This window comes from Mesorhizobium sp. P3_A9, assembly GCF_056402975.1.
In genome coordinates, this window is record NZ_JBFUGJ010000711.1 from 1 (window position 1) to 1,137 (window position 1,137).

2 protein-coding genes are annotated in these 1,137 nt (G+C 66.1%); both read left to right on the plus strand.

Annotated elements, in window-relative coordinates:
- The coding region (gene purM, locus AC1DX0_RS36195; protein WP_477359341.1) for a phosphoribosylformylglycinamidine cyclo-ligase at nt 1–776 on the plus strand (776 nt) is incomplete at its 5' end.
- Nucleotides 773–1,137: phosphoribosylglycinamide formyltransferase (gene purN / locus AC1DX0_RS36200; RefSeq protein WP_477359344.1), on the plus strand; the 365-nt coding region annotated here is incomplete at its 3' end. The genes purM and purN, both read left to right, overlap by 4 nt.

Consider the following 1,137-nt stretch of genomic DNA (forward strand, 5'->3'; position numbering starts at 1 on the left):
TCGTCGTACAGGGCGCCGAACCGCTGTTCTTCCTCGACTATTTCGCCACCGGCAAGCTCGATCCCGACCAGGGTGCGGCGATCGTCGGCGGCATTGCCGAGGGTTGCCGACAGGCCGGCTGCGCGCTGATTGGCGGCGAGACGGCGGAAATGCCCGGCATGTATCACGGCAAGGACTATGACCTCGCCGGCTTTGCCGTAGGCGCGGCTGAACGCGGCCAGCTTTTGCCCACCGACGACATCGTCGAGGGTGATGTGCTTTTGGGCTTGGCCTCCTCGGGCCTGCATTCGAACGGGTTTTCGCTGGTGCGCCGCATCGTCGCCACCAGCGGTCTGGCGTGGAACGATCCGGCGCCGTTTAGCGATGACGCGACGCTGGCCGAAGCGTTGCTTGAGCCGACCCGCATCTACGTCAAGTCGATCCTCAAGGCCATCCGCAACACGCATGGCATCAAGGCGCTGGCGCACATCACCGGCGGCGGCTTCCCTGAAAACATTCCGCGCGTGCTGCCCAAGGATTTTTCGGCCGAACTCGATCTCGAAGCAATCGACGTGCCGGCGGTGTTCTCGTGGCTTGCCAAGACCGGCGGCGTGGCGCCGGAAGAAATGATGCGCACCTTCAACTGCGGCATCGGCATGATCCTGGCAGTCGCCTCCGGCCAGGCGGCGCAGGTCGCCGCCGTGCTGCAGGAAGCCGGCGAGACGGTGACGCCGATCGGCCGCATCGTGCCGCGCCGCGACGCCGGCGTCATCTATCGGGGCTCGATCGGCCTATGAGCACCCAGAGAAAACGCACAGTCGTCCTGATATCGGGGCGCGGCTCCAACATGACCGCGCTGATCGCGGCGGCCAGCGACCCGGCCTTCCCGGCCGAGATCGTCGGCGTGATTTCCGACAAGGCGGACGCCGCAGGCCTCGGCGTCGCCCGGGCGCGCGGCATCGCGACACAGGTCATTACCCGCGCCGACCATGGCAGCAAACAGGCGCATGACGCGGCGATCGATGCAGCACTCACGGCCTTCAATGCCGAGATCGTGGCGCTGGCCGGCTACATGCGCATCCTCTCCTCCGGCTTTGTCCAGAAATGGCAGGGCCGCATGATCAACATCCACCCTGCCCTGCTGCCGGCATTCAAGGG